This is a genomic window from Streptomyces sp. NPDC017940 (assembly GCF_044328435.1).
Taxonomy (GTDB): domain Bacteria; phylum Actinomycetota; class Actinomycetes; order Streptomycetales; family Streptomycetaceae; genus Streptomyces.
In genome coordinates this window covers 401363-422116 of sequence record NZ_JBIRHJ010000006.1, presented here as the reverse complement: position 1 = coordinate 422116, position 20754 = coordinate 401363, and the positions used below count along the sequence as shown (strand labels likewise).

At 72.1% G+C, this 20754-nt stretch carries 21 protein-coding genes and 1 tRNA gene; 9 read left to right on the top strand and 13 right to left on the bottom strand.

What is annotated here, in order from left to right:
• Positions 1-106 precede the first annotated feature (106 nt).
• The 3 genes from ACH4DX_RS22895 to ACH4DX_RS22885 are packed head-to-tail and all read right to left on the bottom strand — an operon-like array spanning position 107 to position 3566.
• Positions 107-994: an SDR family oxidoreductase gene (locus ACH4DX_RS22895; RefSeq protein WP_398121433.1), complete on the bottom strand. Its 888-nt coding sequence runs from the start codon at positions 992-994 to the stop codon at positions 107-109.
• Complete coding sequence (locus tag ACH4DX_RS22890; RefSeq protein ID WP_398156467.1) at positions 991-2031, bottom strand: alpha/beta fold hydrolase; 1041 nt, start codon at positions 2029-2031, stop codon at positions 991-993. Before ACH4DX_RS22890 ends, ACH4DX_RS22895 begins: the two co-directional genes overlap by 4 nt.
• Complete coding sequence (locus ACH4DX_RS22885; protein ID WP_398156466.1) at positions 2028-3566, bottom strand: flavin-containing monooxygenase; 1539 nt, start codon at positions 3564-3566, stop codon at positions 2028-2030. Before ACH4DX_RS22885 ends, ACH4DX_RS22890 begins: the two co-directional genes overlap by 4 nt.
• 305 nt (positions 3567-3871) lie before the next feature.
• Here ACH4DX_RS22885 and ACH4DX_RS22880 point away from each other — a divergent pair, with 305 nt between their 5' ends.
• A complete protein-coding gene (locus ACH4DX_RS22880; RefSeq protein WP_398156596.1) occupies positions 3872-4513 on the top strand; it encodes a MerR family transcriptional regulator in 642 nt (213 codons plus the stop codon).
• Between the two features lie 94 nt (positions 4514-4607).
• On the opposite strand, the gene ACH4DX_RS22875 is transcribed toward ACH4DX_RS22880, so the two are convergent.
• The 3 genes from ACH4DX_RS22875 to ACH4DX_RS22865 form a co-directional block, all read right to left on the bottom strand.
• Positions 4608-5681, bottom strand: a complete 1074-nt coding sequence (locus tag ACH4DX_RS22875) for a DUF6528 family protein (RefSeq protein ID WP_398156465.1) — start codon at positions 5679-5681, stop codon at positions 4608-4610.
• Between the two features lie 158 nt (positions 5682-5839).
• Positions 5840-6628 (bottom strand): exodeoxyribonuclease III, encoded by a 789-nt coding sequence (locus ACH4DX_RS22870; RefSeq protein ID WP_398156464.1) that lies wholly within the window; start codon positions 6626-6628, stop codon positions 5840-5842.
• Between the two features lie 126 nt (positions 6629-6754).
• Entirely contained in the window at positions 6755-6925 is a 171-nt protein-coding gene (locus tag ACH4DX_RS22865; protein WP_398156463.1) for a hypothetical protein, read from the bottom strand.
• 294 nt (positions 6926-7219) lie between these two features.
• Here ACH4DX_RS22865 and ACH4DX_RS22860 point away from each other — a divergent pair, with 294 nt between their 5' ends.
• The 7 genes from ACH4DX_RS22860 (at position 7220) to ACH4DX_RS22830 (ending at position 13531) form a co-directional block, all read left to right on the top strand.
• Entirely contained in the window at positions 7220-8449 is a 1230-nt protein-coding gene (locus tag ACH4DX_RS22860) for a helix-turn-helix domain-containing protein (RefSeq protein WP_398156462.1), read from the top strand.
• 641 nt (positions 8450-9090) lie between these two features.
• Positions 9091-9327 (top strand): hypothetical protein, encoded by a 237-nt coding sequence (locus ACH4DX_RS22855; RefSeq protein ID WP_398156461.1) that lies wholly within the window; start codon positions 9091-9093, stop codon positions 9325-9327.
• Positions 9324-9791, top strand: a complete 468-nt coding sequence (locus ACH4DX_RS22850) for a hypothetical protein (protein ID WP_398156460.1) — start codon at positions 9324-9326, stop codon at positions 9789-9791. Before ACH4DX_RS22855 ends, ACH4DX_RS22850 begins: the two co-directional genes overlap by 4 nt.
• Positions 9792-9914: 123 nt before the next feature.
• The gene (locus ACH4DX_RS22845; protein ID WP_398156459.1) at positions 9915-10802 is read left to right on the top strand and encodes a radical SAM protein; all 888 of its coding nucleotides are present in this window, start codon (positions 9915-9917) and stop codon (positions 10800-10802) included.
• Positions 10799-11932, top strand: a complete 1134-nt coding sequence (locus ACH4DX_RS22840; RefSeq protein ID WP_398156458.1) for a methyltransferase domain-containing protein — start codon at positions 10799-10801, stop codon at positions 11930-11932. The genes ACH4DX_RS22845 and ACH4DX_RS22840 overlap by 4 nt, the downstream gene beginning before the upstream one ends.
• Positions 11933-12081: 149 nt before the next feature.
• Positions 12082-12546 carry a hypothetical protein gene (locus ACH4DX_RS22835; protein ID WP_398156457.1) on the top strand — a complete coding sequence of 155 codons (465 nt, stop codon included), beginning with the start codon at positions 12082-12084 and terminating at the stop codon, positions 12544-12546.
• Between the two features lie 499 nt (positions 12547-13045).
• Positions 13046-13531 (top strand): GNAT family N-acetyltransferase, encoded by a 486-nt coding sequence (locus tag ACH4DX_RS22830; protein WP_398156456.1) that lies wholly within the window; start codon positions 13046-13048, stop codon positions 13529-13531.
• A gap of 101 nt (positions 13532-13632) precedes the next feature.
• Here the strand turns inward: ACH4DX_RS22830 and ACH4DX_RS22825 are convergent.
• The 7 genes from ACH4DX_RS22825 to galU all read right to left on the bottom strand — a co-directional run bounded on the left by ACH4DX_RS22825 (position 13633) and on the right by galU (position 19900).
• Positions 13633-13706: transfer RNA gene (locus tag ACH4DX_RS22825), tRNA-Ala, on the bottom strand.
• A gap of 94 nt (positions 13707-13800) precedes the next feature.
• Complete coding sequence (glpR, locus tag ACH4DX_RS22820; protein ID WP_398156455.1) at positions 13801-15306, bottom strand: gephyrin-like molybdotransferase receptor GlpR; 1506 nt, start codon at positions 15304-15306, stop codon at positions 13801-13803.
• 341 nt (positions 15307-15647) lie between these two features.
• Positions 15648-16271, bottom strand: coding sequence for a GNAT family N-acetyltransferase (locus ACH4DX_RS22815; protein WP_398121489.1), 624 nt, complete (start codon positions 16269-16271; stop codon positions 15648-15650).
• Complete coding sequence (locus tag ACH4DX_RS22810; protein WP_398156454.1) at positions 16268-16765, bottom strand: molybdenum cofactor biosynthesis protein B; 498 nt, start codon at positions 16763-16765, stop codon at positions 16268-16270. The genes ACH4DX_RS22815 and ACH4DX_RS22810 overlap by 4 nt, the downstream gene beginning before the upstream one ends.
• Positions 16762-17334, bottom strand: a complete 573-nt coding sequence (moaC, locus tag ACH4DX_RS22805; protein WP_398156453.1) for a cyclic pyranopterin monophosphate synthase MoaC — start codon at positions 17332-17334, stop codon at positions 16762-16764. Before moaC ends, ACH4DX_RS22810 begins: the two co-directional genes overlap by 4 nt.
• A gap of 214 nt (positions 17335-17548) precedes the next feature.
• A complete protein-coding gene (gene glp, locus ACH4DX_RS22800; RefSeq protein WP_398156595.1) occupies positions 17549-18898 on the bottom strand; it encodes a gephyrin-like molybdotransferase Glp in 1350 nt (449 codons plus the stop codon).
• Positions 18899-18973: 75 nt separating this feature from the next.
• On the bottom strand, positions 18974-19900 hold the full coding sequence (gene galU / locus ACH4DX_RS22795) for a UTP--glucose-1-phosphate uridylyltransferase GalU (RefSeq protein ID WP_398121406.1): 927 nt from the start codon (positions 19898-19900) through the stop codon (positions 18974-18976).
• 94 nt (positions 19901-19994) lie between these two features.
• Between galU and ACH4DX_RS22790 the strand changes: the two genes are divergently transcribed.
• A complete protein-coding gene (locus tag ACH4DX_RS22790; protein WP_398156452.1) occupies positions 19995-20606 on the top strand; it encodes a 5-formyltetrahydrofolate cyclo-ligase in 612 nt (203 codons plus the stop codon).
• Positions 20607-20754 lie beyond the last annotated feature (148 nt).

The following is a 20754-nucleotide window of genomic DNA, read 5'->3' as shown; positions in this document are numbered from 1 at the left end:
GCTCCGGCTCAGTCGTCATGCTGTGCAGCATATGACTTCGCTCGTCCGCAGCGTGGCGCCCGGGGGGGGCCCCCCGGGCCCGGGGGGGGCCCCCGCTTCCGCGTCCTCACGACCCGGCGCGCTCCCCGCGGGCCACCTCGTCGGCGGACCCGCCCGCCCCGAGGAGCCCGACCCGCACCCCGTCGAGGCGCGGTTCGAGCCGCGCCACCTCCCGCCGCCCGACCAGGGCGATGGCCCCCGGCAGGTACGGCCGAAGGCCCTGCATGCCCCGCAGCCACCACTGCGCGTACACATGCGCCGAGCGCCGCTCGATGCCCGCGACGATCCGGTCCACGGCGGGTCCCAGCGGGTACGTCTTGTTCGACGGCCACGGCAGCCGCTGCCGCATGTCGCGCATGACGTCGTTCTCGTCGGCCCCGCGCACCATGTCCGTGTCGGTCCAGGACAGATAGCCCACGCCGACCCGCACGCCCTTGTGGGCGACCTCGGCCCGCAGCGCGTGCGCGTACGCCTCGACGCCCGACTTGGACGCGCAGTACGCGGTCATCATCGGGGCGGGCGCGAGCGCGGCGAGCGAGGCGATCTGGAGCAGATAGCCGCGGCTCTCCATGAGGACGGGCAGGAAGGCGCGGCCCGTCACCGCGCTGCCGATCAGGTTGACCTCGACGACCCGCCGCCAGGCGAGGGGATCGGACGCCAGGAACGGACCACCGCTCGCCACCCCGGCGTTGGCGACGACGATGTCCACCTTGCCGAACCGCTCCTTGACCTCCCCGGCCACCCGCGCCATCGCCTCGTGGTCGGTGACGTCGGCGTGCCAGTGCTCGGCGTCGCCGTGCAACCGTGCGGCGACCTGCTTCAGTTCGTCCGGTTCGAGGCCGACGAGCGCCACGTGCGCGCCGCGCGCCGACAGTTTGCGGGCGAGGAGCTCACCGACTCCGCGCGCCGCTCCCGTGACGACCGCGACCTGTCCCTCAAGGCTGACCCTGCTCACGCGCCCTCCCTCTCCCGTTGCTGTCCCTGGTGGTCCTGCGCCCGCCGTCGTACGAGGTCCTCGCGCCGCTGCCCGGGCGGCTCGCGCCGTTCGCGCCGTTCGCGTCCGGGGGCGCGTGCCGCGGGGGCCGCCACATACGCCTCGGCCAGCTCCGCTATCCGGTCCGTGACCGCCTCCGGCGCCTCTATCGGTGTCATGTGCCCGACGCCCGTCAGCTCGGTCAGGCCGACGCAGTGCGGCAGCGCCTCGGCGAGACGGCGGGCGTGCACCACGGGGGTGAGCCGGTCCACCGTGCCCGCGAGCACCGCCGCGGGGGCCGTCAGTTCGCTGATCCCCGCGTCCAGGTGCAGCTCACCGAGGACGTGGGCCCAGCGGTAGCGCACCACCCGGGGGCACGCGTGCACGATCCGCGCGCACGCCTCCACCCGGTCCCGGGGCGAACCCGCGCCCATCGTCCCGTACCTGAGCACGCGCATGCCGAGGGGCGTGACCGGGCCGAGCGGTGCCCGCGCGCCCAGGATGCGGTGCGTGAGCCGCGTCCGCAGCGGCCCCGCGCGCAGCGGCACCACCGTGGACTCGGCGACGAGCCGCGAACTGCCCGTGCTGCACAGGAGTACGGCCGCCGTGTGCTCGCGCACCCCCGGCCGCCCGGCCGCCGCGAGGAGCGTCATCGCGCCCATGGAGTGCCCCGCGAGCACGGCGGGTTCACCGGGCGCGAGAGTCGCTGCGAGCACGGCCTCCAGGTCGTCGGCGAGCGCCCGGGTGCTGTACCCGGCGGGTTCGAGGGGCGCGTCGCTGCGGCCGTGCCCCCGCAGGTCGTAGGCGATCACGCGGTACGTGGCCGACAGGGCCCGCACCTGCGCCGCCCAGAACGCCGTCGAGCAGGTCCAGCCGTGCACGAGGACGACGGCGGGCGCGTGCTGCGGCCCGTGCACCTCCACGTGCACGCGTGCGCCGTCGGCGGACACGGCCGTCAGCTCGTGCCCGGGGACGGGCGGCACGTACGGTCCGCTGCGGACGTGCGGGAGCCTCCTCATGCCGTCGCCCCCGCCTTCGCGCCCTTGCCCGCCCCGAGCTGCCGGGGAGTGACCGCGGGGGTGCGCAGGACCTCGTACTCGGAGAGGTCCACGCGCCGCGTCGCGGAGCGGAACTCCGTCGTGGTGCCGGGCCAGACCGTGGTGTTGACGCCGTTCGCGTCCAGGTACCAGCTGGTGCAGCCGCCGGTGTTCCACACGGTGCGCTTCATCCGCTCCTGGACGCGGTGGTTCCAGGCGTCGACGGACGCGGGGCGCGGGTCGAGGGCGGCGGCGCCGCCGATGGTCGTCAACTGCCGCAGGTAGTCGGCGAGGTAGTTCAGCTGGGACTCGATCATCAGGATCATCGAGGAGTTGCCGAGGCCGGTGTTCGGGCCGATGACGGTGAAGAAGTTGGGGAAGCCCGCGGCGGTCGCGCCGCGCAGCGACTTCATGCCGTCCTTCCAGCTCTCCATCAGCGTGATGCCGTCCGCCCCGACGACCCGCTCGGCGATCGGCATGTCCGTGACGTGGAAGCCGGTGCCGAAGACGATCGCGTCGACCTCGGCCCCGGTGCCGTCGGCGGCCACGACGGTGGACCCGCGCACCTCGGCGAGGCCGCTCGCGACCACGTCCACGTTCGGCTCGGCGAGCGCCGGATAGTAGGTGTTGGACAGCAGGATCCGCTTGCAGCCGATGCGGTACGTCGGCGTCAGCTTGGCGCGCAGCTCCGGGTCCTTCACGGACCGCGTCATGTTGCGCTTCGCGATCCGCTCGATGAGGCCGAGCTCGTCGGGCCGCTTGGTGAACGCCTGCACCTGGAGCTCCCTGATGCCCCACAGGAGGCCACGGCGTGCCTGCGTCGTGAACGGCAGCTGCCGGTGCAGCCAGCGCTCGGCGCCGCTGATGGCCCGGTCCACGCGCGGCAGGACCCACGGCGGGGTGCGCTGGAACAGCGTGAGCCGGGACACCTCGCGCTGGATCTGCGGCACGATCTGGATCGCCGACGCCCCGGTGCCGACCATGGCGACGCGCTTGCCCCGCAGGTCGTAGTCGTGGTCCCAGCGTGCGGAGTGGAAGACCTTGCCGGGGAAGGAGTCGAGGCCGGGGATGTCCGGGGTCCTGGGGTCCGAGAGCGGTCCGGTGGCGGAGACCACGACGTCGGCGGAGAACCTGCCGTTGCTCGTCTCGATCAGCCAGCGCAGCCCTTCGCCGTCCCAGGTCATCTTCAGGACCTCGGTGCCCAGGCGGATGTGCGGGCGCAGCCGGAAGGTGTCGGCGACCCCCTCCAGGTAGTCCCAGATGTGCTCCTGCCCGGAGAAGGTGCGCGGCCAGTCCGGGTTGGGCGCGAAGGAGAACGAGTACAGATGGGACGGCACGTCGCAGGCGCAGCCCGGGTAGCTGTTGTCGCGCCAGGTGCCGCCCACGGCGGCGGCCCGCTCCAGGACCACGAAGTCCGTGACGCCCTCCCTGCGCAGCCGGACGGCGGCCCCGATCCCGCCGAACCCGGACCCGATCACCGCCACCCGGACGTGTTCCACACGTTCGCTCCCGGCCATGCCGACGCCTCCCGATGCAGGACTCCGCCAGTAATCACTGGCGCAATGGGAACGTTAGGGCAACTCCGTACTCATGGGTAGGGGGCGGGAGGGGAAAGTTACCGGCGGTACGGTCCCGGCGTCCCCGAGCCGGGCCGACATAGGCTGCACGCGTGGCAGACGAAACGGCGGACCGGACGGCAGACGGTGGAGACAGGGGCGCGGAGGCGGGCGTGGGCGCGGGAGTGGGCGCGGGCGCGGATGCCGCCGCGGGCGCGGGTGCAGGCGCCGACGCGGGTGCAGGCGTGGGCGTGCGCGAGTACCGCATGGAGGAGCTGGCCGAGGAAGCCGGCATCACCGTGCGCACCGTCCGCTTCTACCGCGAGCGCGGGCTGATCCCGCCGCCGCGCCGCGAGGGCCGCATCGCCTGGTACGACGAGCACCACCTGGCCCGCCTTCGCACCATCGCCGCCCTCCTGGAGCGCGGCCACACGCTGAACGGCATCGCGGAGCTGGCCGACGCCTTCGAGCACGGCAGGGACGTCGCCGAACTCCTCGGCATGGAAGGCCCTTCGGAGGAGGTGCCGGTGCGCCTCACCCCGGAGGAGCTCGCCGACCGGTTCGCGGGCGATGTCACCCCGGAGAACCTGTCGGCCGCGCTCGACCTCGGCTACCTCGGCACCGACGGCGACGACATCGTGCACATCAGCCGCCGCCTCCTGGACGCCTCCGCCACCCTGGTCCGCCAGGGGATACCGCTCGCGGCGGTCCTGGAGGCGGGCCGGCGCGTGCGGGAGCACGCCGACGCGCTCGCGGAGCTGTTCGTGACGGTCGTGCGCACGCACGCCCCGCAGGACACGGACGTCAGCGTCGAGATGCTGCGGCCGGTCGCGAAGAGCGTGGTGGAGGCGGAGCTGTCGCTGGCCCTCGACCGGCGGATCACGGACGAGAAGCCGACGGGCGGCTAGCCGACGGGCGGGGAGCCGACTAGCCGACGGACTTGCCAGCCGACGGGCGGGAAGCCGACGGACTAGCGGTCAGCCCCCCGAGGGGCGGGCGGGCTCAGCGCGGCAGCCACCAGCGGGCCTTGTAGATACCGCCGTTCACCAGCGTGTACGTGGCCGTGGGCCGGTGCACCGCGACCTTCGTCGTCCACCAGGTCTCCTCGAGCCCCTTCTCCGGGACGGTGCTGAGGACCTGTCCGGTACGCGGGTCGTTGCCGACGGCCTTCACCGAGGCGCGGTCGACGAGTTCGTGCCCCGCGTAGTCGCGTACGAAGTCCCCGCTGCGCTTGTCGTACTGGAACACGGCCGCGCCGGTGGTCACCCACAGCCGCCCGGGCCGCCCCGCCACCGGGAACAGGTCGTGCCCGCCCGCGGTCCTGCCGGGCACCGCGACCGGCAGCGCCACCGCGGACGTCCGCGTCAGCGTGGGTCGCGCCGCCGTGCCGCCCACCGCGTACGCCACGAGATCGTCGTCACCGATCGCCCACAGCACCCGCCGGGCGCGGTCCCAGTGCAGCCCGTGCGCACCCTTCAGGCCGTCCTCCGCGTACCGGGTGGCATCAGGGCCGAGCGAGGCCGCGTACACCCGTACGAGCGCGCCCGTGCTGCACGCCACCGCCACATTGCCGTCCGGCAGGAGCTCCGCGCTGTGCGGGTTGAGGAGGTCGTCGCCGGGGCCGAGCGCCGCGCCCCAGTAGCGCCGCCCCGACGGGTACTCGACGGCGGCCACGAACCCGAACGACGCCGTGGTCAGGACGAGCGTCCGCTTGCGGTGCACCCGCGCCTTCGCCTCGCACGGGTACACCCAGCTGGCGTCGGGGCGCAGGTCCTGGTAGCGGGGGTCGCCGAGGGGCGAGAACTGCCAGCGCACGACGGCCGGGTCGGCCGCCGGGTCCCAGACGCGGCGGCGCGGGTCGAGCAGGAGGAGGCGCTTGCTCGCCTGCTCGGTGACGAGGACGGGCGGGGTGCCCGGGGGGACGCCGGGGGCGGCGGTGGCGGGGTGCGCGGGGCTCCCCGCGGGCGCGCCGCCCGCCGCGTACGCGGCGGCCGATGGCAGCGCGCCCGCCAGCGCCCCCGCGGCTCCGGCCGCCCCGATCAGCAGTCCCCGTCTGGAAAGCCCACCAGCAGACATGAAGCACCCCCGCGTGACCGGCAGTCGGCGCGACGCTTGTCGCGTACGCGACCGCAATCTGCCATGCGGGACGGGACGGGGACAGGCCGTGACCGGACTTTTCGCCGGGTCTTGGCCTGCTGGTAGCCGATCGGACCCCTTGCGGGGAGGGCGGGGGCCTACTCGTAGACGACGGTGACCGGCGCGTGGTCCGACCAGCGCTCGGCGTGGGTGGCCGCCCGCTCCACGTACCCCTTGACCGCGCGCCCGGCCAGACCCGGCGTCGCCACGTGGTAGTCGATGCGCCAGCCCGTGTCGTTGTCGAAGGCGCGGCCCCGGTAGGACCACCAGGAGTAGGGGCCGTCGACGTCCGGGTGCAGCTCCCGCACGACGTCCCCGAACTCGCCGAAGACCTCGGTCATCCAGGCCCGCTCCTCGGGCAGGAAGCCGGAGTTCTTCTTGTTGCCGCGCCAGTTCTTGAGGTCGGCCTCCTGGTGGGCGATGTTCCAGTCACCGCAGACCAGGACCTCGCGCCCGTCGGCCGCGGCCCTCGCCTTGAGCTCCTTGAGATACCCGAGGAACTCGTCCATGAACCGGACCTTCTCGTCCTGGCGCCCGGTGCCCACCTCGCCCGAGGGGAGGTAGAGGCTGGCGACGGTGAGGCCGGGCAGGTCGGCCTCCACATAGCGTCCGCTGCCGTCGAACTCGGCGGACCCGAAGCCCACCCGCACCCGCTCCGGCTCGCGCCGCGTGTACAGCGACACCCCGGCGCGGCCCTTGGCGGCGGCCGGGGCGTGCGTGACGTGCCAGCCCTCGGGGGCGCGCACCTCACCGGGCAGCTGCTGCGGCTCGGCCCGCACCTCCTGGAGGCACAACACGTCCGCGTCGGTCCCCGCGAGCCACTCGACGAAGCCCTTCTTGGCGGCGGCCCGCAGGCCGTTCACATTCACGCTGGTCACTGTGAGCACAACACTCGCCTAACTCTTCCCCGGCCTCTTCCTCCTCGGGCCGGGGATCAGGCTCCCACACGGGGTGCGCCTGCCCTGTGACGCCCTCGGGGCCACGGGTGAGGACGACTCGGCGGGCAAGCTGTCTCAGGGGGCGTTCTTCTCGCTCACAATCGGCATCGGCCAGTCCTCGACGGTGCCGACGACCGGCGTTTCGAAGTCGGGGCGGTGCGGTGTGGTCTCGATGACCAAGATCCGTTCGAGTACTGCCTCCGTGGCGGCCCACGCCCTGCCCGCCGTCGTGACCACATCCAGCATCCCCGAGACCCTGCCTCGGGTCGCCGGAACCCTCGCCGCCGCCGGTGGCCCCTCCCCGTCGTCGCCCTGGTCACCGTCCTCAGCCTGTCGCAACTCCTCCGCTGAACGAACGCGCCCCGCCCGGCTTGTGCCGCAGCGGGGGCGCTTCCTTCGTTTCAGGGCAGTTCCTGATCTGGAGCCCTCCACACTCGTGCGATGGCCTCTGTACCGTCATGAGTGCTGGCCCGACGGATAGAGCACGGATGCCTCTCCGGGCGCTACAAGCCGCCGGTCCCTCGCTGCAAGGAGGGCGTGATGTTGGAGGAAGCCGAAGAGATCGGCCGCCGCGTGCGGCGCGCACGGCTCCGGCTCGGGATGCCGCAAGCAGACCTTGCCCTCACCCTCGGAAAGTCGCAGGGGTGGGTGTCGAAGATGGAACGCGGCCTGATTGAACTTGACCGCGTCGGTCTGCTGAATCAGGTTGCCGCCGAGCTGCACGTACATCCCAATGACCTGATCGGTCGGCCGTACACCAGTTCCCCGAGCGAGAACCGCTGGCAGATCGCCGCGTCGTCCATCCTGCGCGAGCTGCGCCGGTACGACCTCGTCCCTGTCTTCGAGGGCGTCCCCCGGCCCGCCAAGCACCTGTGGAGGGAAACCACACGTCTGCACCGTCTACGCGACGCAGCGGCGAACGTAGCCATCATGCAGGTGCTTCCCGACCTCTTCCGTGAAGCCCGCGCCCTTGCCGAGACTGCCACCGGCCACGAACGCGAGGAAGCATTCGCCATCTACGCCGTGTGCTGCAAATTCGCGCACACGGCCGCCCACGCGCTCGGACACCCCGAACTCGTCGCCATGGCCAGTGAGCGGGCCGCGTGGTCAGCTCGCCTCTCCGGCGACCCCGTCATGCCCGCGGTGACGGACTGGATGCGCGTATGGGACATGTGGGCAACCGCAGACTGGGCTGACGCCATCGCTTTGTCAGACCGTGCCATCAGCAGTGTTCAGCAGGCATACGACCAGGGTGCGCCGCTTGCCATACGCGCGTGGGGGTCCCTTCAACTTCGGGCGGCTGTATCCGCAGCGCGAGGCGGGCGCAAGGAGGAGGCAAAAGACCGCATCAAGCACGCGAAGGCCGCAGCAGCCAGGCTGAGTGAGTACGAGGGCCCGCCAATTCACGACCGCCACTCGCTCACCTTCTCACCCGGCAATGTTCAGATTCACGCCATCAGCGTCGCACTTGAGATGGGTGAGCAAAGCAAGGCGCTAGACATAAACCGGCGCACGCCACGGAGTGTGATCGCTGCTCTCCCCAACTCCCGGCAGGGGCATCACCACATGGATCTCGCTCGGGCGTGGCTGTGGGACGGCGCTCGGGACAAGGCGTTGAAGGAGCTGGAGACAGCCGAGCGCATCGCACCACAGCTCGTCCGCAACCACCCCATCGCCCGGTCAACCCTGCGCAGCCTCGTCCACGCCGAGCGGACGGCCACCCGTGAGAAGCTGCGCCGCATGTCAGACCGCTTCCACCTCGACGGATGAGGGCGGTATTCCTCTGGTTCATATTCGGCTGCCAGGTCGCCCCTAGCTTCTCAGCATGGCTGGACGCGAGTCGGACCAATTTCGTGCTGCTGACGGTGAGTTAGGCAGCTCTGCCTCTTTCCATCCTCGGTTGGGCGACCTCGCCCTCGACCTCGCCCACGGCGGAGAGATCGGGGTCGTGATCGACCTACCGAGCGCCGACGCGAAGTCGTATCACCTGCGCTTGCCCGGGGGTGGTGGTGACTGGCGGGCAAGCGGCGACGGGACGTCCCTACGGCCAGTGACCGTACCGGTCACGCATGTCACTCCGCAGGATCGTGACGCCGTCTACGACCGTAGGGCCGAGCGAAGCGCGTTGGCTGTAACCGTCCATCACGAGGACGGAGGTACCTCCGAGTCGCTCCTCGTACTGACACCGGCGCAAGTCGAGTTGTATGCCCTGCAATTCGAAAACCTGGTCAGGCGTCGGCATGCGGCCCTGGAGGGCGAGTGTTGAGCACAACTACGCCGCAGGAACAGCCGGAACAACCCTGCCCCCGCACTCAACAGCCCACCATTGCCGAACTTTTGGCGAAGTCAGCGGAGATGCAGCGGCGCCTTGCTGCGCACTGCGCCGTTCTGCGCGGTCTGGGGGCAAAGTGATGAACTCGTGCCACCGCCTACGCGAGCACACCATCACGCCGAACCGGGAGCCGGACGCCGAGCCCGCCACCCGGGCCGTGGAGTGCATGACCTGCGGTGAAAGGAGCCCGGTCAGCGAGGACCATGTCGAGCCCCAAGAATGGATCTTGGGGCATGTGCGCGACCACCCCGCGCACCTCGACTACCGCGAACACGTCACCCTGCCCTACCGCGTGCAGCGCGGGAAGTGGCTGTGAGCGTCCTCGTGGAGCGCCCGCCTGCCCCACCGCCGCAGCTGCCCGTGACGCGTCCCTGGTGGTGCGAGTGCACGATCGCGGAAGCCGTTGACCCGGTACGGGCACGCGAGTGGATGCTCGCCGGATACTCCGCCCCCAGCCCCCGGCTTGCCATCCGCTGGCTTGCCGAGCGCGCCCGGCACCTGGCCGACCACATCGACCCGCCCGCCGAGGGCGGATGGGCCCCCGCCCCGGCCCTGCGCGTCCGCCGCGCCCCCGACCGCGGCCCGGACCCCGCCGCCGCACTCCGCGCGTGGACCCTCGACGAGGGCGAGCACGACCAGGCCCTCGCCGCCATGCGTGACGGCCACTTCTACCGCTTCACCGTCGCCGACTCCTCCCAGCGCTACAGCCTGTCCGTCCGCCCGATCCTCCTGACGTACGGACTCGCGCTGCACCCCCAGACCCCCGCCCCCGGCCCGTGACACCGCTGCTGCTCCCCCGGTAGCCGGCACACCGGGCCCGGGGCGGGACACGCACCCTCCGTGCACCACCCCGTACCTCCCTGCACCAGGTCCCAGAACCACCGGAGAAGGGAAACCCATCCCGTGAGCGCCCCCTCGGCCCGAACCACCCTGCACGCCATCGAGCTAGAGATCACCGGCGGTTGCCAGCTCTCCTGTACCCATTGCCTGTCCGAGTCCAGCCCGCAGGGCACGCACGGACAGATGACGGCCGGTGACTGGCAAGACGTCATCGCGGACGCAGCAGCCCTCGGCATCCCCCAAATCCAGCTCATCGGCGGAGAGCCCACCCTCTACCCGTACTGGGTCGACCTGCTCGACTACGCCCTCGCGCGGAACCTGCGCGTGGAGGTGTTCAGCAACCTCTTCCACGTACGCCCCGCCTGGTGGACCATCTTCGAACAGGACGGCGTCAGCCTCGCCACGAGCTACTACAGCGACGACCCCGTCGAGCACGACCGCATCACCCAGCGCCACGGCAGCTTCCAGCGCACCCGCACCAACACCATGGAAGCGCACCGGCGAGGCATCCCCCTGCGCGTCGGCATCCTCCACATCCACGACGGTCAGCGCGTCGAACAGGCCCGTGCGGAGATCGAAGCCATGGGCATCACCGACATCCAGATGGACCGCGTCCGCGCCGTAGGGCGCGCCGCCAAAGGCAGTGACGGACCCTCAGCCGCGGAACTGTGCGGCCGTTGCGGCATCAACCGTGCCGCTGTCCTGCCCAACGGAGACCTCACCCTGTGTGTCCTGTCCCGCTTCATGCCCGTGGGCAACGTCCGCGCCACCCCGCTGGCCGACCTCATCGACAGCCCCGAGTGGCAGGACACCCGAAAGAAGATCCCCCCGATCAGCCCGAGCGCCTGCCAGCCCGACGGAAGCGACTGCAACCCGGCGAAGACGCCCGCCTGCCTCCCCAAGTTCCCCCTCGCACCCATCTACCTGACCACGCAGGACGGCCACCAATGACCACCTGGGACGAGCACGCCGCACAACTCGCCGACACCGTCACCCACCCCCGATCCCGCTGGCGCGACGCCATCCGCGCCACCCCCCGCCACCTCCTCGTCCCCCGTTGGTGGCACAACGACCTCACCGGCACCCTCCTGCTCGACGGACCCACCGACCCCCACCGGTGGATGCGCGCCGCCTACAGCGACACCACCCTCGTCACCCGCCTCGGCTCCCTGCACGCCGACCTCGCCCACCCCGACGACCGCCCCCCGTGGTGGCCCTCATCGTCCTCGACCCTGCCCTCGCTCATCGTCCGGATGTTCCGCCACGCCCGCCCCGAGACGGGACAGAACATCCTCGACGTCGGCACCGGAAGCGGCTACGGCACCGCCCTGCTCTGCCACCGCTTCGGCGACCAGCACATCACCAGCGTCGACATCGACCCCTACCTGACCGCCACCGCCCGCGAACGACTCGCCGACATCGGCCACAAACCCCTCATCGCCGCCACCGACGCCACCGGCCCACTGCCCGACACCTACGACCGCATCATCGCCACCGTCTCCGTCCCCCGTATTCCCGCACCCTGGCTCGCAGCACTACGCCCCGGCGGACGCCTGGTGACCACCATCACCGGAACCTCGCTGATCATCGGCGCCGACAAGACCCCGGACGGCGGTGCCCTCGGACGCGTCGAACGGGACTGGGCCGGATTCATGGGCACCCGCCACGGCCCCGACTACCCACCCCGGCTCATGCACCAGTTCCCCCACGCCCGCGACCAGGACGGCGACGACATCACCACCGGCCGCTACCCCGTCCTCGACATCGCAGAAGCCTGGGAAGTCAACACGCAACTCACCCTCGCCGTACCCGGCATCGAAACGCACTTCGAAACCGACGGCGACGACCGCACCGCCTATCTCCTCCACGCCGACGGCTCATGGGCCCGCGCCCACGGCCACTGGACCGACGCCCCCACCGTCCACCAGAGCGGCCCCCGCCGCCTGTGGGACGTCCTCGAACGCATCCGCCACAAGCTCAACATCGAAGGCAGCCTCGGCCTGTACGGCTACCGCGTCCACATCGAGCCCAACGGCCGATGCCACATCAGCCAGGGCGGATGGACCGCAGTAATCGAGTGACCGCCCCACACGGGCCCCCACTACCAGGGCGCCCCCGGCTCCTCCACCCTCGCCACCCGCAAACGCCCCACCCCACCCCGCCAACACCCCCAGTGATCTTCCGCAAACACTCCTAAACTGGCCGGGCCGCCACGAGAGGTAGATCCAAAATGCGTCCCGCCCGCTTCCAAGAATTCACCCTCGACGTCCTGCCGAAGGCCCCCGAGATCCAAACGGTGAACGTCTGGGACGGCCGCGCCTTCGGCCTGCACCTGACCTTCAACACCGGATCACAGCTCTGGATCGGCAGCACCGCACAAGCAGCCCCCGGCGAGCAAGGCGACCAGGCAGAAACTCCCGTGCACGGCGACACACCGGCGGAAGTCCCCTACCCCGACCTCTACGAAGGCGGCAAGATCACCCCGGCCCGCGCAGAGGACTACCTCGCGGCAGCGCTCACCAACAGCCACAACGACGAGATCGCAAGCGTCTACCCCTACGGCAGCGAAGCGAAGAACCCCGGCCTCGGAGTCCGCTTCCACAGCGGCGCACGGATCTTCATGCTCTTCGAGATCGCCGGCCGCCCCGGACAGTCGGCCGACGGACAGAAGTACAGCCTTCCCCCCACCTTCTGACCCTCCACACACGGCCACGTCGGCGCGTCGGGAGAGCACCACACCGTTCAGCACCATCCCACCACCCGAGGGAGAAACTGATCATGTGTGACCACGGACACCGCGGATGACGCCTCGACCCCGGCCAGTGCTCCCCCTCGGGGTGCGCCGCCTGCGGCACCTACTTCCCGAACACCGCGCCAGGCGAACCCGCCCCCGCACACCAAGCCCAGGGCAAACGGGACATGTGCCCGGGAGCAGGAAACCCGACCGTCGAATAGCGCGCCACCGCACCAGAACAAGGCCCCGTCTGCTCGACAGACGGGGCCTTGCCCTTGCAGCACCTCAGTGACTCACGTGAGTTACCGCCACACCGGACACTCAGGGCCGCCCTGGCCTACCAAGCAGTAAGGACAGCCGCTCAACGCACCCCGGCACGGTACCGGCACACTGGTGGCTGCCCGGAATCCCCCGCCCCGGCCATCAGACCCGAGGCTTGCATAGAAGTACGATGGAGCGCATGAACATACAGATACAGATGGTCGCCTTCGACCACCCGGACGCGGTCAAGCTGAACGACCGCGTTCAGCTCGAATACGCCGAGCGCTACGGCGACGAGGGCGATGTGACGTACCTGGACCCGACCATGTTCAAGACCCCCGTCGGCCTGTATCTGATCGCGTACGACGACGCGGGCACCCCGCTGGCCACCGGCGGCTGGCGCACCATGGACGAGAACGGCGAGGGGTACTCGAACGGCGACGCCGAGATCAAGCGCATGTACGTGACGCCGGAGGCCCGGGGGCTCGGCCTCGCCCGCCGCATCCTGGCCGCCCTGGAGGACGACGCCCACGCCGCGGGCCGCCACCGCATGGTCCTGGAGACCGGCACCAAGCAGCCGGAGGCCATCGCCCTGTACACCTCGAGCGGCTACTCCCTCTGCCCGAAGTTCGGCTACTACCGCAACCACGAACTGAGCCGCTGCTACGCCAAGCCCCTGCGCTAGGCCCGGCCCGGGTCCCGTCGCCTCCCGGCGGGCCCGGCCGGCCCGGGGACAACGCGAAGATCCCGCCCGATCTTTTGATCGGACGGGATCTTCATGTGCAGTGGACCTGTGGGGATTTGAACCCCAGACCCCCTCGATGCGAACGAGGTGCGCTACCAGACTGCGCCACAGGCCCTTGCAACGAGTGAAACTCTAGCATCCCCATCCGGGTGCTCGGAAATCGGCTCCCGCGCTGGTCAGGGCGGCGGGTCGAGGAAGGGCCCCCGAGGTCACTCGTTGGCCGCGCGCGGGCGCCCGTCGCCCTCGGCCGCGTCATCGTACTGGTCGAACAGCGGGGTGCGGCCGCGCTCGCGGGAGCGGCGGGCCGAGGCGGCGCGGCGGGCGTCGCTGCGGCCGCCGTCGGCACCGCCTTCGCCGTCGTCGGCGCGCCGCTCGTCGGCGCCCGCGGACGCGTCCTGCCCCGCCTCCCGGCCCGCACCGGCGGCCGCGCCGGCGGGCTGGGCGGCGCTCGACCGGGCCGAGCTCCAGGTGTCGGGCGCGCCCAGGTCGATGCTGCCGGTGGCGCGGGGCGCGACGGGAGCCGTCACATAGGTGGGCAGCGGCACCGGGACCGGGTCCCAGCTGTCGGCCCGGCCGGGTCCGTGCTGCCGCTCGCGCTGCTGGTCGACCCACTCGGCGTGGTCGGTCTGCTCGACGAGGGCGCGACGGTCCGCCGCGAGGGCGGAGAGCCCCGGGTCGGGTTCCGGCGCCTTCTCCTCCGCTTCGGGTTCGGCGCCCGCGCCGTGCCCGCGGCGCTGCCGCTCGCGCAGCTGCCGCGCGGCGTCCTCGGCGCGGCGCCTGTCCATCGTGTACGTGAACCTGCGGCGCTCCTGGCGGCGCAGGTAGGCGATGTACGCGCTCAGCAGCGCGGCGGGGGCGGCGGGCGCCCACAGGAACGCGAGTCCGCCGACCGCTGCGACGACCGTACCGAGCGTGAAGGCCACGAACAGCATGACGGTCGTGCGCCGGCGCCGCGCCAGCACCTTGGTGCGCCGGGCCCGGGCAGCGGCGTCGGCCGCGGCGGCGCGCCGGGCCGCCTGGGACGGGCCGTCGGCACGACCCGCCGGGCTCGCGCCGGGTTTGCGGGCGAAGCCTCCGTCGGAGTTCCCAGCGGGGTTGCGTGCGGCCCGTCCGTCGGGGTTGCGTGCGGCGCGACCGTCGGGGGTCCGGGCCGCGCGACCGTCGGAGGCCCGGGCTGCACGACCGTCGGAGGCCCAGGCCGCGCTTTCGCCAGGGGCCCCGCCGTGCCCCCCGGGAGCGCTTCCGCCGGGACTCCCCCCGTGACGTCCAGAGGCGCTCCCGCCAGACCCTCCATCGGAGTCCCCAGCAGACCGTGCCCCGGGCCGCGCGCCGTACTTGGCCGCGGCCCTGGCCCCCAACCGCGCCCTGACCGCAGGTCTGGCCCGCTCCGCCGCGGCGGCCGAACGGCCACGCGGCTCCGCGGGGCGCTCCTCGCGTTCCTCCTCCGGAGGCACGGCGAAGGCCCGTACGTCCACCGAGTCGGTGATGACGTCCGGGTCGCCGCGCGACTCCTCCTCTTCGGGCGAGCGCGCTTGCAGGTCCTTGGCGTACCGGCGCTCCATTCCCGCCCGTCCGGAAAGCAGCCGGATGGCGGTGCTGAAGCGTTCCGTCGGACGGGCTTCGTTGAGCTCGTCCTGCCTACGGAGCCACATCGGCACCAAGTAGGCGGCCCAGGCCCCGACGATGACTGCGTAGATGAGGCCGCTGCTGCTCACGCCTCACACGGTAGAGGGGTTTTGTCGAGGCCATCCGCCAATTGGGCCGGTGTGTCGCACGATCTGGCTGATATCTCGAACTTTTTTTGTGACTGATGCGATCAACACGCCGTCAGGACAGCGAATTTAACGGTCTCTCAGCGACCAATTTCGAACAGGTATTTCATTTATGAGAGTCGGCATTGTGTCGGCCCCGGCTCCGGGGGAACGCGCGACCGACGGCCCGTCAGGCCTGCACGCCCCCGGGACGGACCGGCCTCCACACCCGCACGCCCGCACGGCTCCACGCCTGCCACCTGCACGGCTGCGCGGCTCGATGCCCGCACGCCACCGCCGTGCCGTCACGCGGTCCTCCGCGAACGCGCCCGGCGCCAGCGCTGTACGAGGCCCTCCGGCACCTCCTCCTCGGTGAGCGCGAACACGAGGTGGTCGCGCCACGCCCCGTCGATGTGCAGATAGCGGGGCCGCAGCCCCTCCTCGCGGAAGCCGAGCTTCTCCACCACCCGGCGGCTCGGCGCGTTCTCGGGCCGGATGCAGACCTCGACGCGGTGCAGCCCGACGGTACGGAAGCAATGGTCGACGGCGAGCGCCACGGCCGTCGGCATCACCCCGCGCCCCGCGACCGACTCGTCGACCCAGTAACCCACGTGCGCGGAGCACATCGAGCCCCAGGTGATGCCGGCGACCGTCAACTGTCCGACGAGGCGGCCCTGGTACTCGATGACGAACGGCAGCATGCGGCCCGCGCCCGCCTCCGCGCGCAGGTGCCGGACCATCTGCCGGTAGGTGGGGCGGTGGGTGACGGGGCCGCTCGGGGTCGGCGGCGGGATGGTGGCCTCCCAGGGACGCAGCCAGTCCCGGTTGCGCCGGTTGACCTCGCGCCAGGCGCGCTGGTCACGGAGCTTTATCGGCCGCAGGACGACATCGCCGTCCGTCAGCTCGACCGGCCAGCCGGAGCTGTTCAGCTCGCACCCCCGTCGCTTCTCGGATGGTCGCCGCCGCGCAGCTGGTCGACGGCGTGGACCAACAGGGGCGACAGGACGGCGATCCCGTCGCGTACGCCGCCGCTCGAACCCGGCAGGTTCACGATGAGGGTGCGTCCCGCGACGCCCGCGAGGCCGCGGGACAGGGCGGCCGTCGGCACCTTCTCGCGGCCGTGGGCGCGGATCGACTCCGCGATCCCCGGCACCTCGTGGTCGATGACGCGACGGGTGGCCTCGGGCGTCGCGTCGGTGGGCGAGATGCCGGTGCCGCCGGTGGTGAGGATGACGTCGTAGCCCGTGGCGACGCCCTCGCGCAGGGCCCGCTCGACGGGGTCGCCGTCCGGTACGACACGAGGCCCGTCGACGGTGAAGCCGAGGGCGCTGAGCCCTTCGACGAGCATCGGACCGCCCTTGTCGGCGTAGACACCGGCGGCGGCGCGGTTGGAGGCGGTGACGACGAGCGCGCGGTACCTCATGCCCCGGCCCCCGGCGCACCCTCGGCCCCGGACCGGCCCCCGGCCCCCGGGTCACCCCCGCCCCCGTCCCCCACCGCACCGCTCCGGTGCCAGGCGCCCGACTTGCCGCCGGTCTTCTCCTCGACCCGTACGTCCGTGATGACGGCGCCCTTGTCCACGGCCTTGATCATGTCGATGACGGTGAGGGCGGCGACGGTGACCGCGGTGAGGGCCTCCATCTCGACGCCGGTGCGGTCGGTCGTCCTCACGGTGGCGTAGATCTCCACGGCGTCGTCGGCGACCGTCAGGTCCACCTTGACGCCGGAGACGGCCAGCGGATGGCAGAGCGGGATCAGGTCGGGAGTGCGCTTGGCGCCCATGATCCCGGCGATGCGGGCCGTCGCGAGGGCGTCACCCTTCGGCAGGGACTCCTCCGGTGCGTCCGCCCGCAGCAGCTCGATCACGCGGGGCGCGACGAGCACCCGGCCGCTCGCGCGCGCCGTGCGGGCGGTCACGTCCTTCTCGGATACGTCAACCATGCGGGCAGCGCCCGCCTCGTCGATGTGCGTCAGTCGCTGCTGCGTGCTCATGTGCTGTGGCGCTCCCGGTCCGGGCTCCGCGCGGTGCGGTGCGCGGGCCTGCTGTGCGCGACACAGTACCGCCCCGCCGCCGCGCCGCCCGAGCACGTCACCCCTGCCCCGCGGTGCTCCGGGCCCGGCCCGCGCGGGCAGGCCGGGCACCCTGCGGCCCCGCACGGCGCCGACCGAGCGGGCGCCGACCGCGTGGCCGTCAGCCGAGCAGACGTCAGCCGAGCAGGACCACGTCGACCTCCGTGCCGGGCTCCACGGACGTCGTGGCCTCGGGGACGACGATCAGCGCGTCCGCCTGCGCGAGCGCGGCGACGAGGTGCGAGCCCGCGCCGCCGACCGGAGTGACCGTGCCCGCCCCGGCGTCGTACCGCCCGCGCAGGAACTGGCGCCGCCCGGGCGGCGAGGTCAGCGCCCTGTCGGCGGTGAGCTGGGCGCGGGCGGTGGTCCTGTGCAGGTCGGTCAGTCCCATCAGCGCGCGCACGACGGGGCGTACGAAGATCTCGAAGGAGACGTACGAGGAGACGGGGTTGCCCGGCAGGGCGAGCAGCGGGGTGTGGTCGGGGCCGATGGCGCCGAAGCCCTGCGGCTTGCCGGGCTGCATGGCGAGCTTGCGGAACTCCACGCCCCCGCCCGCTCCCAGGCCCTCCGCGTCGTCGGGGTCGCCGATCGAGTCGAGCGCCTCCTTGACGACGTCGTACGCCCCCACGCTGACGCCGCCCGTGGTGACCACCAGGTCGGCGCGGATCAGCTGGTCCTCGATGGTGGAGCGCAGGATATCCACGTCGTCGGTGACCGCGCCGACGCGGTAGGCGATGGCTCCGGCGTCACGGGCGGCGGCGGTGAGGGCGAAGCTGTTGGAGTCGTAGATCTGACCGGGGGCCAACTCCTCGCCAGGCTGGATCAGTTCGCTGCCGGTGGACAGGACGACCACGCGCGGGCGCGGGCGCACCTTGACCGTGCCCCGGCCGATCGCGGCGAGCAGGGCGATCTGCGGCGGGCCGAGGATCGTGCCCGCCGCCAGGGCGCGGTCGCCCGCGCGGACGTCGCTGCCCTGGGCCCGCACGTGCGCGCGTGCCTGCGCCGGGCGGTACACGCGGACTTCGCCGGAGGCTCCCTCGGGGGCGGTGCTGTGGGCCCGCATGCCCGCGGCGGTGCCCGCGCCGAGCCCGCCGTCGGTCCACTCCACGGGCACCACGGCCTCGGCGCCGGGCGGCAGCGGGGCGCCGGTCATGATGCGGGCCGCCTCGCCCGCACCGACCGTGGGCTGTTCGCCCTGGCCCGCGGCGACGTCCCCGATGACGGTGAGCACGGCGGGGAACTCCTCGCTCGCGCCCGCGACGTCGGCCACCCGGACCGCGTACCCGTCCATGGAGCTGTTGTCGAAGGGCGGCAGCGAGACGGGCACCGTGATGTCCTCGACGAGGACGCAGCCCTGGGCGTCGAGCAGTTGCAGCACGATCGGTTCGAGCGGTCGGACGGTCGTGAGGATGTCGTCCAGATGCTCGTCCACCGACCACAGCCGGCCGGTGCCGTGGGACGCGTCGTGGCCGTGGCCCGGCGGCAGGGGGGCGGCGCCGCCGTGCGCGCCCTCCGTTCCCTCCGTGCCGTGGTGCGTCGTCGTGCCGCTGCTGCTCAAGTGCTACATCTCCTCGGTGACGTAACTGCGAAGCCAGGCCTTGAAGTCCGGGCCCAGGTCCTCACGTTCGCACGCGAGTCTGACAATGGCACGCAGATAGTCGCCCCGGTCGCCGGTGTCATAGCGGCGGCCCTCGAAGACCACGCCGTGCACCGGGCCGCCGATCTTCTCCGCGGCGGCGGCCTGGGAGCGATGCGTCGCGGCGAGCTGCTGGAGCGCGTCGGTGAGCTGGATCTCGCCACCGCGGCCCGGCTCGGTCTTGCGCAGTATGTCGAAGATGTGTGGATCGAGGACGTACCGACCGATGATCGCGTAGTTGCTGGGCGCGTCGGCGGGCTCCGGCTTCTCCACCAGGTCGGTGACCTCCACGACGTCGCTGTCCCCGGTGGGCTTCACCGCCGCGCAGCCGTAGAGGTGGACCTGCTCGGGCGCGACCTCCATGAGCGCGATGACGCTGCCGCCGTGCTCCTCCTGGACCTCGACCATGCGCTTGAGCAGCGGGTCGCGCGGGTCGATCAGGTCGTCGCCGAGGAGGACGGCGAACGGCTCGCGGCCGACGTGGGGAGCGGCGCACAGGACCGCGTGACCGAGGCCCCTGGGGTCGCCCTGGCGGACGTAGTGCATGGTGGCCAGGTCGCTGGACTCCTGGACCTTGGCGAGCCGGGACTCGTCGCCCTTCTTCGCCAGGGCCGACTCCAGCTCGTAGTTGCGGTCGAAGTGGTCCTCCAGCGGGCGCTTGTTGCGCCCCGTGACCATGAGGACGTCGTCCAGGCCCGCCGCGACAGCCTCTTCGACCACGTACTGGATCGCCGGCTTGTCGACGACCGGCAGCATCTCCTTGGGCGTGGCCTTGGTGGCGGGCAAGAAGCGCGTGCCAAGACCTGCTGCGGGGATGACAGCCTTGGTGATCTTGGGGTGAGACTCAGTCATGAGCGTTACCTTAACCGGTGCCTATGTCAGGAATCTGTGGCTCCGGAATATTGGCCCACATGTGCGCACAATAGGAAGGATTTGTGAGTTCACCATGGAGCAATCCGGCCCCGGCAAGGTAAACAAGCGCACGTTGCGAGGAGGGATCCTCACGGCAAGACGCAGGTTGACGGTCGGTGACACGCAGAAGGCCGCCGCCGCGCTCGCCGAACGTGCCCTGGAACTTCCCGAACTCTCCACCGCCCGCACGGTCGCCGCCTATGTCTCCGTGGGCACCGAACCGGGCACCCGTGCCCTCCTGGACGCCCTGCACGCGCGCGGGACCCGGGTCCTGCTGCCCGTCCTGCTCCCGGACAACGACCTGGACTGGGCGGCGTACGACGGTGCGGACTCCCTCGTCCAGGTGCAACACCCCGGCCGGATGACCCTCTTGGAACCGGCCGGTGAACGGCTCGGCCCCGACGCGGTCCTGGAGGCGGACGCCGTGCTGCTGCCGGGGCTCGCGGTGGACGAGCGGGGGACGCGGCTCGGGCGCGGCGGCGGTTCCTACGACCGGGTGCTCGGCCGCCTGGAGCGCGCGGCCGTGCCGTCCGCCCTCGTCGTGCTCCTGTACGACTCCGAAGTGGTCGCACACGTCCCCGCGGAGGCGCACGACCGGCCGGTGCACGCCGTGGCCACGCCGTCGGGCACCCGCCGCTTCGTCTGAACCGGCCGCGAGGACACGAAGACGCGGAAGGGGGGCCCCCCCCCCCGGGGGGGGGCCCCCCCCCCGCCCCCCCCCCCCCCCGGGGGGGGCCCCCGGGGGGGGGGGGGCCGGCGACCAGGTGGTGTGGGGGGGTGGGGGGGCCGCGATA

Excerpts from the sequence above, each read along its gene's own strand:
- ACH4DX_RS22890 (WP_398156467.1), bottom strand. The coding sequence starts at position 2,031 with ATGAGGAGGCTCCCGCACGTCCGCAGCGGACCGTACGTGCCGCCCGTC.
- ACH4DX_RS22885 (WP_398156466.1), bottom strand. The coding sequence starts at position 3,566 with ATGGCCGGGAGCGAACGTGTGGAACACGTCCGGGTGGCGGTGATCGGG.
- ACH4DX_RS22880 (WP_398156596.1), top strand. The coding sequence starts at position 3,872 with ATGGAGGAGCTGGCCGAGGAAGCCGGCATCACCGTGCGCACCGTCCGC.
- ACH4DX_RS22875 (WP_398156465.1), bottom strand. The coding sequence starts at position 5,681 with ATGTCTGCTGGTGGGCTTTCCAGACGGGGACTGCTGATCGGGGCGGCC.
- ACH4DX_RS22865 (WP_398156463.1), bottom strand. The coding sequence starts at position 6,925 with ATGCTGGATGTGGTCACGACGGCGGGCAGGGCGTGGGCCGCCACGGAG.
- ACH4DX_RS22860 (WP_398156462.1), top strand. The coding sequence starts at position 7,220 with ATGTTGGAGGAAGCCGAAGAGATCGGCCGCCGCGTGCGGCGCGCACGG.
- ACH4DX_RS22855 (WP_398156461.1), top strand. The coding sequence starts at position 9,091 with ATGAACTCGTGCCACCGCCTACGCGAGCACACCATCACGCCGAACCGG.
- ACH4DX_RS22840 (WP_398156458.1), top strand. The coding sequence starts at position 10,799 with ATGACCACCTGGGACGAGCACGCCGCACAACTCGCCGACACCGTCACC.
- ACH4DX_RS22835 (WP_398156457.1), top strand. The coding sequence starts at position 12,082 with ATGCGTCCCGCCCGCTTCCAAGAATTCACCCTCGACGTCCTGCCGAAG.
- ACH4DX_RS22830 (WP_398156456.1), top strand. The coding sequence starts at position 13,046 with ATGAACATACAGATACAGATGGTCGCCTTCGACCACCCGGACGCGGTC.
- ACH4DX_RS22810 (WP_398156454.1), bottom strand. The coding sequence starts at position 16,765 with ATGAGGTACCGCGCGCTCGTCGTCACCGCCTCCAACCGCGCCGCCGCC.
- moaC (WP_398156453.1), bottom strand. The coding sequence starts at position 17,334 with ATGAGCACGCAGCAGCGACTGACGCACATCGACGAGGCGGGCGCTGCC.
- galU (WP_398121406.1), bottom strand. The coding sequence starts at position 19,900 with ATGACTGAGTCTCACCCCAAGATCACCAAGGCTGTCATCCCCGCAGCA.
- ACH4DX_RS22790 (WP_398156452.1), top strand. The coding sequence starts at position 19,995 with ATGGAGCAATCCGGCCCCGGCAAGGTAAACAAGCGCACGTTGCGAGGA.